14 protein-coding genes and 1 pseudogene are annotated in these 14845 nt (G+C 71.2%); 8 read left to right on the plus strand and 7 right to left on the minus strand.

What is annotated here, in order from left to right; genetic code table 11:
- The first annotated feature begins 10 nt into the window (after nt 1–10).
- The gene (locus O7625_RS23110; RefSeq protein WP_282341474.1) at nt 11–1048 is read left to right on the plus strand and encodes a LacI family DNA-binding transcriptional regulator; all 1038 of its coding nucleotides are present in this window, start codon (nt 11–13) and stop codon (nt 1046–1048) included.
- Here the strand turns inward: O7625_RS23110 and O7625_RS23115 are convergent.
- Both O7625_RS23115 and O7625_RS23120 read right to left on the minus strand, forming a co-directional pair.
- Nucleotides 990–1901 carry a siderophore-interacting protein gene (locus tag O7625_RS23115; RefSeq protein WP_282341476.1) on the minus strand — a complete coding sequence of 304 codons (912 nt, stop codon included), beginning with the start codon at nt 1899–1901 and terminating at the stop codon, nt 990–992. The genes O7625_RS23110 and O7625_RS23115 overlap by 59 nt on opposite strands.
- The gene (locus O7625_RS23120) at nt 1898–2947 is read right to left on the minus strand and encodes an iron-siderophore ABC transporter substrate-binding protein (RefSeq protein ID WP_282341477.1); all 1050 of its coding nucleotides are present in this window, start codon (nt 2945–2947) and stop codon (nt 1898–1900) included. Before O7625_RS23120 ends, O7625_RS23115 begins: the two co-directional genes overlap by 4 nt.
- Nucleotides 2948–3050: 103 nt before the next feature.
- On the opposite strand from O7625_RS23120, the gene O7625_RS23125 reads away from it, so the two are divergent.
- From O7625_RS23125 to O7625_RS23135, 3 genes are read left to right on the plus strand one after another with little or no spacing between them, the layout of a single operon-like run.
- Nucleotides 3051–4076, plus strand: coding sequence for an iron chelate uptake ABC transporter family permease subunit (locus O7625_RS23125; RefSeq protein WP_282341479.1), 1026 nt, complete (start codon nt 3051–3053; stop codon nt 4074–4076).
- Nucleotides 4073–5095, plus strand: coding sequence for an iron chelate uptake ABC transporter family permease subunit (locus O7625_RS23130; RefSeq protein ID WP_282341482.1), 1023 nt, complete (start codon nt 4073–4075; stop codon nt 5093–5095). The genes O7625_RS23125 and O7625_RS23130 overlap by 4 nt, the downstream gene beginning before the upstream one ends.
- A 44-nt stretch (nt 5096–5139) precedes the next feature.
- The gene (locus O7625_RS23135; RefSeq protein WP_282341485.1) at nt 5140–5958 is read left to right on the plus strand and encodes an ABC transporter ATP-binding protein; all 819 of its coding nucleotides are present in this window, start codon (nt 5140–5142) and stop codon (nt 5956–5958) included.
- Between the two features lie 74 nt (nt 5959–6032).
- Here O7625_RS23135 and O7625_RS23140 read toward each other — a convergent pair whose 3' ends face one another.
- Nucleotides 6033–6596 carry an NAD(P)H-dependent oxidoreductase gene (locus O7625_RS23140; RefSeq protein WP_282341486.1) on the minus strand — a complete coding sequence of 188 codons (564 nt, stop codon included), beginning with the start codon at nt 6594–6596 and terminating at the stop codon, nt 6033–6035.
- Between the two features lie 43 nt (nt 6597–6639).
- The gene (locus tag O7625_RS23145; RefSeq protein ID WP_282341488.1) at nt 6640–8106 is read right to left on the minus strand and encodes a DHA2 family efflux MFS transporter permease subunit; all 1467 of its coding nucleotides are present in this window, start codon (nt 8104–8106) and stop codon (nt 6640–6642) included.
- Between the two features lie 72 nt (nt 8107–8178).
- Between O7625_RS23145 and O7625_RS23150 the strand changes: the two genes are divergently transcribed.
- The gene (locus O7625_RS23150) at nt 8179–8640 is read left to right on the plus strand and encodes a MarR family transcriptional regulator (protein ID WP_282341489.1); all 462 of its coding nucleotides are present in this window, start codon (nt 8179–8181) and stop codon (nt 8638–8640) included.
- A 93-nt stretch (nt 8641–8733) separates the two neighbouring features.
- Here O7625_RS23150 and O7625_RS23155 read toward each other — a convergent pair whose 3' ends face one another.
- A complete protein-coding gene (locus O7625_RS23155) occupies nt 8734–8937 on the minus strand; it encodes a hypothetical protein (protein WP_282341490.1) in 204 nt (67 codons plus the stop codon).
- A gap of 81 nt (nt 8938–9018) precedes the next feature.
- Between O7625_RS23155 and O7625_RS23160 the strand changes: the two are divergent.
- Nucleotides 9019–9144 (plus strand): annotated as a pseudogene (locus O7625_RS23160) (IS5/IS1182 family transposase); the annotation flags it as partial.
- Nucleotides 9145–9373: 229 nt separating this feature from the next.
- Here the strand turns inward: O7625_RS23160 and O7625_RS23165 are convergent.
- Nucleotides 9374–10603, minus strand: coding sequence for a hypothetical protein (locus O7625_RS23165; RefSeq protein ID WP_282341491.1), 1230 nt, complete (start codon nt 10601–10603; stop codon nt 9374–9376).
- A gap of 455 nt (nt 10604–11058) precedes the next feature.
- Here O7625_RS23165 and O7625_RS23170 point away from each other — a divergent pair, with 455 nt between their 5' ends.
- Nucleotides 11059–11664 carry a TetR/AcrR family transcriptional regulator gene (locus O7625_RS23170; RefSeq protein WP_282341492.1) on the plus strand — a complete coding sequence of 202 codons (606 nt, stop codon included), beginning with the start codon at nt 11059–11061 and terminating at the stop codon, nt 11662–11664.
- Nucleotides 11665–11765: 101 nt separating this feature from the next.
- Here O7625_RS23170 and O7625_RS23175 read toward each other — a convergent pair whose 3' ends face one another.
- Nucleotides 11766–13298, minus strand: coding sequence for a DHA2 family efflux MFS transporter permease subunit (locus O7625_RS23175; protein WP_282341493.1), 1533 nt, complete (start codon nt 13296–13298; stop codon nt 11766–11768).
- Between the two features lie 788 nt (nt 13299–14086).
- Between O7625_RS23175 and O7625_RS23180 the strand changes: the two genes are divergently transcribed.
- Nucleotides 14087–14599 (plus strand): hypothetical protein, encoded by a 513-nt coding sequence (locus O7625_RS23180; RefSeq protein WP_282341494.1) that lies wholly within the window; start codon nt 14087–14089, stop codon nt 14597–14599.
- Nucleotides 14600–14845 lie beyond the last annotated feature (246 nt).

A 14845-nucleotide genomic window follows, 5' to 3' on the forward strand; every position in this document is an offset into this window, starting at 1 on the left:
GACTGGGTTGATGGCCCGTCCCGTCACGCTGCACGATGTCGCGCGCCGGGCGGGTGTCGGCAAGTCCACCGTTTCCAATGTGCTGTCGCGTTCCGGCCGGGTCTCCGAGGCGACCCGGGAGCGGGTCCGGGCGGCGATGGAGGAGCTGGGCTACGTCCCCAACCGGGCGGCCCGGCAGTTGCGGGGCGGGCGGACCGGCATCGTCGGGGTCTACGTTCCGGGTGTGCCGTCCACATCGGAGTTCTACATGCGGTTCGTGTTCGGCATCATGGAGCGCGCTGCCGCCCGCGACCGGGACGTCACCATCCTGACCGCTTCGGAACACCGGTCGCCCCGGACGCTCGACGGGGTGATCGTGGCCGATCCGCACCGGGACGACGAGTTCGTGCCGGTGCTGATGCGCGGTGGGATGCCGGTCGTCTGTTTCGAACGCCCCCCGGCCGGGATGCACCCGGACGTGGTGCTCTGGGCGGACCACCACCGGGCGCTCACCGGGTTGCTGGACCGGATGGCCGAGGTCGGGGCGCGGCGTCCCGCCCTGGTGGTGCCGCCGGAGACCGGTGACTGGGCGGCCCAGCTGGCGGCGGGGCACCGGGACTGGTGCGCCCGGCACGGGGTCGCCCCGGTGGTGGCGCACCATCCGTGGGTGCCGTCGCCGTCGGAGGTGTCCCGGGCGGTCGAGCGGGTGCTCGCCGTGCCGGGGGTGGACGCCCTGGTGTGTGCCTCGGTGGACACCGCGCCGACGGCCGTCCAGGTGCTGCACCGGCTCGGGCGCCCAGTCGGGCGGGACGTCCTGGTGGCGAGCGCCACCGAGTCGTCGGCCCTGCGGTTGGGTCAGCCGCCGGTCACCGCGCTCGACCTGTCGCCGTTGGACGCCGGACGCCGCTGTGCCGACCTGCTCGACGACCTGATCGGTGGCGGCCCGGGCGGGGTCTACGAGCATCCGGTCCACCTGTGGTGGCGGGACTCCACCCGGGGGTCGCCGCCGGTCACCGGGTCATCCGTTCCAGGGTCTCCTCCATCCGGTCACCCGCTTCCACCGGGTTGAGTCCGGCCGCGAGGCCGTCCTGGTACACCTGGTCGAGAAGGGGGCGGAAGCGGGCGTAGCGGCGTTCCCAGTCGGCTGCGTCGGTGCGCCAGTAGCCCACGCAGACGGCGCGGTCGCGGGGCAACCGGTGCACGGTGCGTAGCACGGACCGGGCCTGGCGGCACTCCCCCGCCTCCCCGGCGACCCAGACGTAGCCGGGGCCGTCGGGCAGGGTCGTCTCCCGCAGCCGGTCGACGAGGCTGCCCGGTCCGTGACCGTTGCCGACCCCGACGCGGACGTCGATGTGCACGGTGGGGTCGTCGCCGGCTGCGGTGAGCAGGTCCCGGGCGTCGGCCAGGTCCGGCAGGTCGACCAGCACCCGGGTCGGGAGGCCGGGTGGGCGTTGCGCGACGGTACGGGTCGCGGCGGGCAGCCCGGCCAGGTCGGCGGCGAGCACCAGCCAGCGGGTGTCGGCGGGTGGACGGAACCAGGCGCGGCACCGCCACAGCAGGAGACCGGTGCCAATGTCGGCCTGTCGTGCCCAGGACGTGGCGGGGCCGTGGTCGTGCAGGGCGAAGTCGATGGTCAGCCGCGCCCCGACGGGGTCGACGGCGCGGACGGAGTAGTTGCGGCCGACGGGTGGGTGCTGCTCGTCGTGGTAGCCCCACACCTCGCCGCGCAGGGTCATCGGCGGCGGGGCCGGCTCGCCAGGGCGGGGGAGGTAGATCGTCACCGACTCGTCCGGTGCGCCCAGGCAGGGGAAGTGGGCGAGGTCGGGACCGCCGAGGACGACCCGTTGCAGGTGTGGGGTCAGCCGGTGGACCTCGCGCACGGTGGCGGTCCAGAAGCCGGGCCGGGTGAGGGTGTCGGTCATCGCGCGCTGTACTCCGAACTGGTGGCCGGGTCGCCGTCGACCGCGACGGCGAGCGCGGGGACGATCTTGTCCAGCACGTAGGGCAGGCTCAGTACGGAGGCGAAGGCGAGCGCGCCGTTGGCCTCGGTGCCGAGGAAGACGTCCCGGTGCTGGGTGCGGACGTCCAGCCGGGTGTAGAGCGGGTCGCCGAGCAGGGTGGTCACGCCCGGGTCGGTGGCCGCCTCGGACCAGACGGCGACGTCCACGTCCACCAGGTCGAACCGTTCGCGGCTGATGGTGGCGGACTGGTTGGCGTTCGCGGTGAGGGTGGTGACCTCGGGTGTCATGGTCAGTCCGAGGTCGAGCAGGACCTTCGAGGCGGTGGTCTCGGGGCTGAACAGGTAGTACTGGCCTTCGTAGGTGGAGGCGAACACGGTGTGGGCGCCCTTGAGGCGGGGATGGGCGGCGGCGACCGCGGCGATCCGCTGTTCCAGGTCGGTGACGAGTTTCTCGGCCTCGGCGCGGCGGCCGGTGATCTGTCCGGCGGCTCTGCTCATCTGTTGCCAGGTCACCGCCCAACTACCGTCGCCGGCCGGTTGGGCGACGGTGGGGGCGATCTTGGTGAGCAGGTCGTACTCCTGCCGGGACATGCCGGAGGAGAGGCCGACGATGACGTCGGGGCGCAGGGAGGCGATCTGTTCGTAGTCGAGTTCGGCGCGGGCCAGTACCTCCGGCTTGGCCGTGCCGAGTCGTTCCCGGGCCCACGGCCAGGTCGCGTTCGGCTGGTTGCCGTACCAGTCGCGGATCGCCACCGGCACCTCGCCGAGGGCGAGGAAGTAGTCCTGCTCCTTGAGGCCCACCACCACGATCCGCTCGGGCCTGGCGGTGAGGGTGGTCGCGCCGAAGGCGTGGGTGAGGGTGGTGGGGAACGCGGCGTCGGACGATCCGGACGCGGGGGCGGTAGGGCTCGCCTCGCCGGTGGCGCAACCGCCGACCACCAGCAGGGCGAGCACCAGTGTGGTGGCGGTCAGGACAGTGCTCAGCCGGCGTGGGCGGGTGTGTGACATGGCATTCGATCCTCAGGAGGGGCAGCGAGAACGATGTTCCCAGTGGCTTAGGGTAGGTTTACCTTATCCAGTGATGGAACGTTCCACCATGAAGTGAGTCACAGTGTCGGTCGCCACCCCCGCCGGCTTACGCCGCCCCCGCCTGCTCGCCGCCGGCCTGCTCGCCTGCGCGCTGGCCCTGCTGGCCGCGATCGCCGTCAGCCTCGCTGTCGGCGCGCTGCCCCTGACGACCGGCACCGTACTGCGGGAACTCGTCTCCCCCGGCGACAGCGAGGCGGGCCTGATCATCCGGGAGGTCCGGCTGCCCCGTACCGCGATCGCGGTCTGCGTCGGAGCGGCCCTGGCCCTGGCCGGCGCCCTGATGCAGGTGCTGACCCGCAACCCCCTCGCCGACCCCGGGCTGCTGGGCGTCAACGCCGGAGCCGCCGCTGCGGTGGTCGCCGGCATCCTCGCCGGGGTGACCAGTCAGAGCGGACACCTGCTGCTCGCCCTGCTCGGCGCGGGCGTCGCCGCCGGCCTGGTCACCGCCATCGGCGGCACCCGGGGCCCGGGCACCGCCGAAGACGGCCGGCTGGTCCTGGCCGGCGCGGCCGTCGGCGCCTGCCTGACCGGGGCCGTCGCCGGTGTCACCCTGATCGACCAGACCGCCTTCGACCGGTACCGTTTCTGGGCCGTCGGCAGCCTCGCCGACCAGCCGCTGTCCGCCCTGCTCACGGCGGCACCGGCGCTGCTCGCCGGCCTGGTGGTCACCGTGGGCGTGATCCGACCGCTGGACGTGCTGCGCTTCGGCGACGAGGGCGGCACCGCGCTGGGTGTCAGCCCCGGCCGCACCCGGCTGCTCGCGCTGGTCGCCACCACCCTGCTCTGCGGCGGCGCGACCGCCGTGGCCGGCCCGATCGGCTTCCTCGGACTGGCCGTCCCGCACGCCGCCCGGGCGATCTGCGGTCCCCGGCTCGGGTGGATCGTCGCCTACTCCTGCCTGCTCGGCCCGCTCCTGCTGATCACCGCCGACGTGATCGGCCGGCTGCTGGCCCGCCCCGGAGAGATCGAGGTCGCGATCGTCATGGGTGCCATCGGCGCCCCCGTGTTCATCGCCCTGGTCCGCGCCCGGAGGATTCCCCGCCCATGACCACCGTCCCGACCAGCGCTCCGGGCCGCCGCGCCCGCCGCCGGCACACCCGCCGCGCCACCCGGGCCTGCCTCGTCGCGCTGGCCCTCGGCGTCGGGCTGGCGGTCGTCGCCCTGACCAGTGGCCGGTACGCCACCCCGCTACCCGAGCTGTGGCCGGCGCTGACCGGGGGCGGCAGCCCCGGCCTGCGGTTCGTCCTGTTCGAGCTGCGGCTCCCCCGGATCGGCACCGCGCTCGCCGTCGGGGCGGCCCTCGGCGCGGCCGGTGCCCTCTTCCAGAGCGTCAGCCGCAACCCCCTCGGCAGCCCCGACATCGTCGGCTTCACCGTCGGCGCCGCCACCGGCGCGCTGGTCGTCCTGCTGGTGCTCCACGAGACACGCCTCACCCCGGCCGTGGGCGCGGTGCTCGGCGGTGCCGCCGTCGCCGGGGCGGCCCTGCTGCTCGGCGGGACCGGGCAACGTCTCATCCTTGTCGGGATCGGCCTGGCCGCCCTGCTCACCTCCGTCAACGCCTACCTGCTGACCCGGGCCGAGGTGACCGACGCGCAGAACGCCGCCGTCTGGCTCGTCGGCAGCCTCAACGGCAGCGGTCACCACCTGCCGTTGCTGCTCGGCGCGCTCGCCGGGCTGCTGCCACCCGCCGTGCTGGCGGCCCGGGGGCTGCGACTCATCGAGAACGGCGAGGACAAGGCGCTCAGCCTCGGCGTACCCGTGCGCCGGCAACGCCTCACCGCGACGGCCCTGGCGGTCGCACTCACCGCCGTCGGTGTCGCCGGCGCCGGACCGGTCGGCTTCGTCGCCCTGGCCGCCCCCCACCTGGCCCGCCGGCTCACCCGCGTCGCCGCGCCGCTGGTGACCACCAGCGCGGTGTTCGGCGCCGTGCTCCTGCTCGCCGCCGACCAGCTCGCCCAACGGCTCGTCCCCGGGCAGCAACTGCCCGTCGGCGCGGTCACCGGCGTCGTCGGCGGTGGCTACCTGGCTCTCGTCCTGGCCTGGACCTGGCGGGGCAGGCCCGGGTGAGCTGCCCGCCCGTCCCGCACCGCACCACCATCCCGGAGGCAACCATGACCGCCCCACCCACGATCGAGCTGGACTCGGTCACCGTCGGCTACGACCGTCGCAGCGTCTGCCGGGACGTCTCCCTGCGGATCGCCGAGGGGAGCTTCACCGTCCTCATCGGACCGAACGGGTGCGGCAAGTCGACCCTGCTGCGCACCATCGCCCGGGTGCTGCGGCCGAGCGCGGGCCGGGTGGCCGTCCTCGGCCGCGACGTGCACGGCTACCGCCGACGGCAGTACGCCCGCACCGTGGGGCTGCTCCCCCAGGGGATCGAGGCACCGGCGGGGATGACCGTCACCGATCTGGTGCTGCGCGGGCGGCACCCGCACCGGTCGGCGTTGAGCCGCTGGACGTCGCAGGACGAACAGGCGGTCACCGCGGCGCTGGCCGCCACCGGGACCACCGCATTCGGCGACCGGATGCTGGCGGAGCTCTCCGGGGGTCAGCGGCAACGCGCCTGGTTGGCCATGCTGCTGGCGCAGGACACCCCGATCCTGCTGCTCGACGAACCGACCACCTACCTCGACATCGCCCACCAGTACGAGGTTCTCGACCTGCTCGCCGACCTGCATGCCGGCGGTCGGACCGTGGTCGCCGTCCTGCACGACCTCAACCAGGCGGCCCGTTACGCCACCGACCTGGTGGTCCTGCACGACGGCCGGGTCACCACGACCGGTCCCCCGTCGGCGGTGCTCACCCCGGACCTCGTCGCCGACGTGTTCGGGCTGCGCTGCCGGGTCGTGCCCGATCCGGTGACGGGCACGCCCGCGGTGTTCCCCGAGTCGTCCCGCCCCCGCCCGACCAGCCCCGTCCGCGACGGGTGACGGGCGAGACTCCCCGCGCGCGGTTCCGCTGAACGCGGGGAGTCCTCCACGCCTGGCGTATCAACCCACGCCGGTCACCTCTGGCGCAGGGTGGCCAGGGCGCCGCCCCAGGCCACCACCTGGTCCAGCATCCGGTGCAGAACGGTCTCCTGGTGCTCGGCCGGCAGCACCTCGCCGTTCGCGCCGAACTCGGCGAAGTAGTTCAGGGTGATCTGGTCACGGACGCCGGCGACGTGCAGCTCCGCCGCCACCAGCCGCAGGTGTTCGACGGCCCGGATCCCGCCGTGGATGCCGTACCCGACGAACCCGGCCGACTTGTTGTGCCACTCCGCGTAGAGGTAGTCGATGGCGTTCTTCAGCACGCCCGGGTAGGAGTGGTTGTACTCCGGCGTGACGAAGACGTACCCGTCGTACCGCGAGATGGTCTCCGCCCAGCGCCTGGTGTGCTCGCCCGCGTAGTTCTCCGGTCCCATCGCCGCCGGGACCGCCTCGTCGAGGTGCGGCAGGTCGTGGTCGGCCAGGTCGACGATCTCGTAGCTGGCGTCGCCGCGCCGGGTGGCCAGCTTGTGGACCCACTGCGCCACCGCCTCGCCCCGCCGTCCCGGTCGGGTGCTGCCGATGATGATGCCGATTCGCATGGGTTGACCTCCTGGTCGGTTGAATCTGCTAGCGGTGTCCCGGTCACCGCGCCGCCGTCCGGCGGGCGCTTCGTTGTGCCCGGGTGAGCCAGGTGGCGAGGACGAGCGCGACGGCGGCCATGGCGGTCAGCCACCAGAAGGTGGTCCGGAACGCCGTGGCGACCTCGACCTCGGACCGGGCGTCGGCCAGCGCGTCGGCGAGGACCACGACGCAGAGCGCGCTGCCGACGGCGCCGCCGACCCGGGACAGGATGTTCACCTGCGCGCTGGCGTCCGACATCTGGTGGGACCGGACCCGCGCCAGGGCGGCGGAGACCGCCGGGGATCCGGCGAGGGCCAGGCCGACGCCCCGGACCACCTGGAGGGCCTCGACGAGGACGACGTCCGGGTCGGACGGCAGGAACGCCATCGGGACGGTGCCGGCGACGACGGTCACGAGTCCGACCAGGGTGACGATGCCGCCGCCGTACCTGTCGGTCAGCTGTCCGGCGATAGGGAAGGTGACCGCGGCACCGAGGCTGAACGCCATCAGCAGCAGACCGGTGTCGGTGATTCCCCTGTCCATGGCGAGCTGGAAGTACAGCGGCATCACGATCAGTCCGCCGAAGAGTGCCGCGCTGGAGAAGAAGACGGTGCCGGCAGCGGCGGCGTAGACCGGATCCCTGGTCAGGCGCAGGTCCATCAGCGGCTCGTCGGCGCGCAGCGACCGGTGGACGAAGAGCACGAGCGCGACCAGTGCGACCAGAAGTGGAGTCAGCACGGCCGGCGTGAACAGGCCGCGCTGGTCCATCGCCGCGGTGATGGCGTAGGTGAGCAGCGGCAGCCCCAGGGCGACCAGGAACAGGGCCGGCAGGTCCAGCCGCCCGGCCCGACCGGCCTCACCACGCGGGACGACCCGCAGGGCCACCAGCAGCCCGACAATGCCGATCGGCACGTTGATCAGGAACATCCAGCGCCAGGAGAAGTTGTCGATGAGCAGGGCACCGACGAGCGGGCCGACGGCGGGGGCCAGGATGGACGGCACACTCGACACGGCGATCACCCGGCCCATCCGCTGGCTTCCCGCGACCTGGCCGAGGATGGTCATCCAGGTGGGGATGAGCAGTCCGCCGGTCAGCCCCTGGAGCACCCGGGCGGCGATGAGCGTGTCGGCGTCGCGGGCGAGGGCGCAGAGCGCGGAGGTGAGGGTGAACCCGGCCAGCGCCCAGATCCAGAGCCGACCGGCTCCGATCCGCCGGCTGAGCCAGCCGCAGACGGGCAGGCCCGCGGCGAGGGCGAGCAGGTAGCCGCTGTTGATCCACTGCATCTCGCTCAGCGAGGCGTCCAGGTCCCGACCGATGATCTCGATGCCAACGTTGACGAGCGAGGTGTCCAGGCCGGTCATCACCGACCCGGACGCCAGGACGACCGCGATCCGCCACACCGAGGGGGGAACCGCCGGGGTGGGGATCCGTCCCGTACCGGTGTCCGTGCCGGGGCGTGCGCTGCCCAGCTTCATCGCCACTCCCACCGGAGAGATCGTTGGAGGGCCAACGATAATGCCTGCATCGTTGGAAGTCCAACGTTTGGCTACACTGGTCGGGTGACTGAGCACGAACCGGCCCTCCAGGCGGGGGCACCACCGGCCCGGCTCCGGCGGCTGACCTCCTGGCTGCTCCACCACGGGGCGGCCCGCGCGAACCGGGTCGTCGGGACGTACCTGGATCGCCCCGGCGACCGGATGCGGTACGCCATCCTCGCCGCGCTCGACGAGTCCGGCGGGATCAGCCAGGCAGAGCTGTGCCGCCGGCTGGGCATCGACCGGGGCGACGCCGTCACCACCCTGAGCGGGATGGAGACCGACGGCCTACTCCGCCGGGAACCCGACCCGGTGGACCGACGCCGCAACGTCGTTCACATCACCGACGCCGGAACCACCCGGATGCGGGAGATGGACACGCTGGTCGACGCCGCTCAGGACGAGTTGCTCGACCGGTTCACGGCGGCCGAGCGCGCCCAGTTCACCGACCTGCTCCGACGCCTGGTCAACATCCCGCCACCCTGAGCCGCCAGGTCACCGGCACCCGGTCACACCACCGGCGGGCAGGTTGCCGCGCGGCTCCGGCCGCTCCGCCGGGACCTGCGCAAACGCCAGGTCTCAGGAGCGCTTCCTCGTCGTCCAGATGACGTAGACGGCGCAGAGGATCAGCATGAGGACGGCGATGGTGGCCCATGCCCAGCGGTCGAAGGACTCGTCGGCCACCAGGGCGCGGATACCCGCCAGGACGGCAAGCGCCAGCGGACCCAGGCCGAACCACTCGGAGTGCTCGGACCAGGTCAGGTCTTTCATCGCCCGCCTCATGCGGCCAGTCTAGGTAGAGACGGCTGCATGGGGACCGCTCGCGCGAACCGGACCGTCCCGCGGAACAAGCACGTCACCACGGTCATCGCCGAACCCCACGATCAGATCGCCAACGGGAAGCGGAAAGGGCGGCGCGGCGGCCGACCACCGACGTTCGACCCGGCCACCTACCGGCACCGTGACCAGGTCGAACGCGGCTTCAACCGGCGCCAACACCGGCGCGGCCCCGCCACCCTCGCCGCCAACGTCCAGGACACCCACGACCTGGTCGAAACCCTCGACCGGCTACGCGCCGCCTCCGACAACCAAGACCCGCGAGGCGGAACCTGACGCACCAGCTCCCGACCATAGAGTCCCGGCACAGGCGGGCGTCCGACAGGTTCGGTTCCGCAACGCGACCCACTCGGCCCCGATATGTCGGTCCAGGCCGGACCCGCTAGGTGGCGCTCCGGTTGGTCCAGTTCCACCAACTCCCGTTCCACCACCGGCTCCACAGATTGCCGCCGGTGTCGAGGAGGAAGAGCGCCGGTCGGCTCGAGTTCTGCGGCGCGACCACGGCGGAGCCGCCCCCCGAAGGCTGGAACGGTGGGTTCTGGTCGCTCCAGTACCAGTTCGATCCGTCCCAGTAGTTGATCCACAGCCCGCCCTCACCGGTGCGGTGGAACGAGAACGGGGAGGTGCCGTCGACCGAGAGGACGCCGAGCGGGGCGGATACCAGCGTCTGCCCGGGGGGTGAGCCCAGGTTGTGCCACTGCCATCCGGCCCCGGACCGCCAGCGGATCCAGGCGTTCTGGTCGAACCCGAGGGCGAAGAGGTACGGGCGGGCGTCCGGCGCCACCTGGATGGCGTTCTGCGCGCCGAGAGCGTTGCTGCCGGAGTCGAGGTTGACCCCGGGATTTCCCAGGTCGTTCCAGATCGCGGCGTGACCGTCGACCCGGGTGCTCCAGAGGTGTCCGTGGTTGCCGACGACGTAGACCTGCGGGGTGCCCTCCTCCAGCAGGACGCCGAGCGGTCCGTAGGCGGAGATGCCGTCGGGGGGCGAGCCGAGGTTGGCCCAGGACCAGACCGCACCGTTCCACCGGTTGACCCAGATCGTCTCGTCGCCGTCGCTGCGGACGAAGATGTACGGGCTGGTGCCGTCCACGGCGATGGCGGCGAAGCTCGGCCAACTCACGAAGTTCGCACCCGGTGGTGCGCCCTGGTTGCGCCACTGCCAGGCGGTGGCCGACCGCCACAGGCTCCAGAGGTTGCCGTCGGTGCCGAGGACGAAGGCGTACGGCCGGCTGAAGGTGTCGACGATGGTCACCCCGACCGGCATCCGGATCCCGACCCCCGGCGGTGTGCCCATGTCGGACCAGTTCCACCCCTGGGTCTGGTCCTGCCAGTTGATCCAGAGGTTGCCGTCGGTGCCGATGGTGAAGACGTACGGATAACGGTCACCGACGGCGACCGTCCCGACGATGTTCCGTACCGGCGGTGGGGCGGTGTTCGCGGCGGACCGGGTGAGGAGCTGCCCGGCGGTGGCCAGTCGCGGCATCGCCGGTTCCGGTCGGGCCGCTGCGGCCGTCGGGGTGGTGCCGACCGTGACGGCCAACGCGGCGGTCGCGACGGTCGCGACGGTCGCGACGGTCGCCAGTATCCGGCGGACCATGGTGCTGCCTCTCATGGTGTCCTCTCGTGGCAGGAGCGATGCCTTGAATCATGAGGTTCACTCGCGTCACCACAGTCGACAAGCCGATCCGGTCGACTTTCCGACGCGGGATCCTCCGGTCCCGACCTCTGAGGTTCCCACCGCCGCTCGGTGGTGATCCGCGGAAGCGACGGCTCGGCGCTGTCCGGCGTGGTCGCGGCCGAGGCGGTGCTCGCCCTGTCCCCCGGCCAGCTCCGGTCCGGGGAACGGTGCGCCTCGGACGTCGCCGACTCGCGGCGGCTCCTGGCGGGCCGGCGGCACCGGCTGCCGGATACGGTGGTGCGGTTCACCGGGGACGTCCCTGTTCGTAGGCTGAAACGCCGCAGGTCGAGGGCTTCCTGTAACCATAGGGGGTCCAGAACCGTATGCAGTCCTCCTCGTCGCAGGGCGGTCGGATGGGGCGTCCTCCCCGCCTGTCCAGGGAAGCCATCGTGGCGGCGGCCGGACGGATCCTCAGCGAGGAGGGCGTCCGGAACTTGTCGATGCGTCGCCTCGCCAAGGAGCTGGAGAGCACTCCGATGGCGCTCTACCACCATGTGAGGGACAAGGACGAGCTGCTGCTTCTGCTGCTCGAGGCGCACGCCGCGCAGTTCCCCCGCACGGAGATGCCGTCCGAGCCCCGCGACCAGCTGATCAAGGGTGCCCAGGCACTGCACGACATCCTGACCGAGTGCCCGTGGATCGTCGAGGTGCTCGCCTCGGACGATCTGATGGCGGTTTCCGCCCTGTGGATAGTCGAGAGCATCATCGACGGTGCCATCCGTTGCGGTATGACTCCTGAGCAGGCCGTCTACGCCTACCGGGTGATCTGGTACTACACCGCCGGCGAGCTGCTGCTGCGGGTCGCCCGCGGGAAGCACTACTCCCAGCCGGACGCGGGAGCACACCGGGAGAAGGCGTTCGCCGACCTCGACGCCACACAGTTCCCTCGGTTGTCCTCACTCGCCGAGCTGTGGCCGACGCTCACCTCCCGCAACATGCACCGGTCGGGACTGATCGCGGTCATCGACGGCTTGCTGAGGCAGACCGTGGGCTGACCTGGTCGGTCAGCTGTCGGGTGAGCGTTCGACACAGCGAGAGCTGCGGGCTGCTGCCGGCCGCGTCGGCCACCGCCGTGACTGCTCCGCCGTCGGGGTCGTCACCTCGATTCGCTCAGGGGTGAGGCAGCACGGTCCGGGCGCGGCCCGGCGGGCGCGGTCGTCGTCCCTGGGGACGACGGTGCCGCGCCGCTCCTGGCCACCGGCTCTCCGGCCGGGCCACCGGCGGCCCGCCTACCGGGAAGGACGAACAGTGCCACGAGGGCGGCGGCGAACAGCAAGGCGCCCGACAACGCAAGGCCGAGACCGAACCCACCGGTCAGCGCTTCCAGGGGCGGGTCACCGGCGGCCCGGCGGTGGGCCGTGTAGGTGGCCTGCGCGGTGACCAGGGCGGCCAGGCCGAGAGCACCGCCGATCTGGCGGGAGCTGTTGAGCACGGCCGAGGCCATGCCGGCCTCGTGCCGCGGCAGCCCGCCGACGGCGGCACCGGTGAGCGGTACGAACGAGATGCCCATGCCCAGGCCGGTGAGGATCGAGGGGCCTAGCAGGTCGGCGACAAAGCTGCCGTCGACGTGGAGCGCGCCGAACCAGGCGACACCAGCGGCGGCGAGCAGGCCGCCAGCCACCAGCAGCAGCTTGGGGCCTGTCCGGGGAAGCAGCCGGGTCGAGAGGTTGATCGCCACCACCACGGTGAGCGTCAACGGCAGGAAGGCGGCACCCGCGCGTGCCGCGTCGAAGCGCAGCACGTCCTGCAGGTAGAGGGAGATGAAGTAGAAGGCCGCGAACTGACCCGCGCAGAGAAGCAGGACAAAGAGGTTGGCAGCGGCGACGTTGCGCTTGGTGAGCAGGCCGATTCGCACGAGCGGGTCGTCGGTGACCCCACGGGTCTCCCAGAGCACGAAGAGCACGAGCAGCAGGACGGCCGCGCCGAGAGTGAGCAGGGTCGTGGTCGAACCCCAGCCGTGCCGGTCGGTGCGGACGAGGCCGAGAACCAGGGAGCCCACACCACCGGTGACCAGCACCGCGCCGCCGATGTCCAGCTTCCGGTTGGGGGGAGCGCCGAGCGATCCGCCCGGCACGCTCGTCAGGGCGAGCAGGAGGACGCAGACGGCCATCGGAACGTTGACCAGCATCACCCACCGCCAGCCCGCATACTGGGTGAGCAGGCCACCACTGAGCACGCCTGCCGCGCCTCCCACGGCCGAGACCGCGGCGTAGACGCCCAGGGCACGGATGCGTTCCCGACCCTCGCGTTGGCTCAGCGTGAGCACGGCGAGTGCGGCCGGCGCCATCATGGCGGCACCCATGCCCTGCAGCGCTCGGGCCACGATCAGCTGCCACGGGGCCTGCGCCAGGCCACCCGTCAGCGAGGCGAACGCGAAGAGCACCGTGCCGCCCAGCAGCAGGCGGCGTTGGCCGAACAGGTCGGCCGCACGGCCGCCGAGCATCAGAAGACCGCCGAACAGCAAGGCGTAGATGTTGACCACCCAGGGCAGCTGGGTCTCTCCGAAGCCGAGATCGGCATCGAGCGAGGGCAGCGCGACATTCACGATGGTCATGTCCAGGGTGACCATGAACTGCGCCAGGGCCACTGCGGCCAGGGCGCGTCCTCTTCTCGACTCCGTCTGATCCATGCGCGCTCCCCCGTCGTTTTCTTACAGATAAACTATACGCGTACGGAAATTATACGTCGCGGGCCGGAATCACCGCTATCCCCCTGACGCCACAGGGCCGCCCCGCAGCCCACCTCCCCGTCCGCCGCACCGAGGCGGGCCGACCCGCCCACATCCCACAAGAGATGATCTTGAAGGAAGCCCCGACGCACTCGGGACCGGCGAACGCGCAGCCGAGGGACCGCGAGGAGGAGGGGAACCTGTACGACCGCCTTCAGGCCGTCCGGCGGAGCGGGCGCGATCCTCTCGTGAGAAGCCGTCGCGGGCCGATTCGAACGGAACCGGACGTAGGTCGCTCTGCCCGCCGCGCATCACCACTGAACCCGTCCGTCGCCCACTCGAACTCGTCGGCAGGCGTACCAGACTCCACGAAGCAGGACCCCCGGCACACGCCGGCGCCGGATCTGGTCAACCGGCAGTTCACCGCCAACGGGCCGAACCGGCTCCGGGTGGCCGACGCCGCCCGCACCCCCTTCGGCGAGGGCGTGTTCTGGTTGGCCGAGGTCCGGCAGCACCGCCTCCAGCCGGGATCCGGTACCGGACCGAGGAGGACCGGCGGCCGGTGGATCGGCCTCCCGCTCCACACAGTGGCATTTTATCTACATCTGGTGCAAGAGGGCAAATAAATCCGCAGGTCCGATTTTTGACACCTCATCGATTTACAGCCATTGACCCAGCTTTCACCTGCACAGATATAAGTGATTTCGGTTGTTGATAATCAACTAACCAAAACCGATCATTCTTGCCTGGTGTACGGTGAAGCGAATCACCAATTCACCGACCCCCTGGAGGGCACTGTGATCAGGTCCGTCAAACGTCGAACAATGATCGTCGCCGCAGCAGCGAGTGCATTCCTGACGGCAACTAGCCTATCAACATCCCCAGCTCAGGCCGATTCAGCAGGCGATCGCGGTGTCGCCGCATCGGAGTCGACGGCGACCTCCACCAGCATCGCCACCAACGTCTCGACGTCAGGATCACCGGGCGTGAACTCGGTGGGGCCACTCATCTCGTACTGCGCTACGGGCCGCATACAAGTCACTGCAACCTCGGTCAATATTCGCGTCAGGCCGGAAGTCGATGCACCACTCGTGACGGTGGGAGAGAAGGGGCGTCAGTACAACTGCATCGGGTACGCGCTGGGAGATCGCTATACGGCGTGCGGTGTCAGCAACGGAAACGGATGGCTCGTCATTCCATTCGGGAACCCGGTCCAGAAGTATGGCTACTCGGTACAAGCCTGCTTCAAGGATGTCTACTGAATTGACTACGAGTAATTCCGCGCCTTCAACGCATCCCAGCAGCCCTGGGGGAAAGTCCCAGCTTCGAAGCGAAACCAAACGCTAAAGAGTTGACAGGGGCAGGACTTGTGGGATGCCCATCGACGTGGTCGGCGCGGATTCCCGCGTCGGCCACGTCAACTGTCCTCAGGTAGATCCTGGCCAGCGGAAGCGGCAGGACCCTACCCGGCGGCACTTCGCCAGGTTCCGACCGCTGGTCACCGCGAC

The sequence above is a fragment of the Micromonospora sp. WMMD714 genome (genome assembly GCF_029581315.1).
Classification (GTDB): domain Bacteria; phylum Actinomycetota; class Actinomycetes; order Mycobacteriales; family Micromonosporaceae; genus Micromonospora; species Micromonospora rifamycinica.

What these genes read in the sequence shown, in the direction of transcription:
- O7625_RS23110 (WP_282341474.1), top strand. Translation starts at nt 11, where the DNA reads ATGGCCCGTCCCGTCACGCTGCACGATGTCGCGCGCCGGGCGGGTGTC.
- O7625_RS23115 (WP_282341476.1), bottom strand. Translation starts at nt 1,901, where the DNA reads ATGACCGACACCCTCACCCGGCCCGGCTTCTGGACCGCCACCGTGCGC.
- O7625_RS23120 (WP_282341477.1), bottom strand. Translation starts at nt 2,947, where the DNA reads ATGTCACACACCCGCCCACGCCGGCTGAGCACTGTCCTGACCGCCACC.
- O7625_RS23130 (WP_282341482.1), top strand. Translation starts at nt 4,073, where the DNA reads ATGACCACCGTCCCGACCAGCGCTCCGGGCCGCCGCGCCCGCCGCCGG.
- O7625_RS23135 (WP_282341485.1), top strand. Translation starts at nt 5,140, where the DNA reads ATGACCGCCCCACCCACGATCGAGCTGGACTCGGTCACCGTCGGCTAC.
- O7625_RS23140 (WP_282341486.1), bottom strand. Translation starts at nt 6,596, where the DNA reads ATGCGAATCGGCATCATCATCGGCAGCACCCGACCGGGACGGCGGGGC.
- O7625_RS23155 (WP_282341490.1), bottom strand. Translation starts at nt 8,937, where the DNA reads ATGAGGCGGGCGATGAAAGACCTGACCTGGTCCGAGCACTCCGAGTGG.
- O7625_RS23165 (WP_282341491.1), bottom strand. Translation starts at nt 10,603, where the DNA reads ATGAGAGGCAGCACCATGGTCCGCCGGATACTGGCGACCGTCGCGACC.
- O7625_RS23175 (WP_282341493.1), bottom strand. Translation starts at nt 13,298, where the DNA reads ATGGATCAGACGGAGTCGAGAAGAGGACGCGCCCTGGCCGCAGTGGCC.